Raw genomic sequence first — 273 nt, forward strand, 5'->3', positions numbered from 1 at the left:
GCCCTGTTCGACCCCCTGAGCCGCGCCCTGAGCGGCAACCCGGCCAGCCAGTGGTTTGTCTACGGGGCCCTCTATACCCTGGCAATCCTGGCTTTCGGCATCAAATTCATCTGGAAATACCGGCACAACCGCTATGAGATCCTCCGGACGGTAGGCGTCATGTTCTTCCAACTGGCTTTCGCCTTTTTGATTCCCGAGATCATGGCCCGCCTCAACGGCGATCTGCCGTATTACGACCTGAAGAATATCTGGCCGCTCAACTACTACAACTTC

General features: G+C 56.8%; 1 pseudogene. It reads left to right on the forward strand.

What is annotated here, in order from left to right:
• A pseudogene (locus tag ACRHNM_RS16790) lies at positions 1-273 on the forward strand (FeS-binding protein); the annotation flags it as partial.

Source organism: Psychroserpens mesophilus (assembly GCF_050617655.1).
In the GTDB taxonomy this organism is placed as follows: domain Bacteria; phylum Bacteroidota; class Bacteroidia; order Flavobacteriales; family Flavobacteriaceae; genus Psychroserpens; species Psychroserpens mesophilus_A.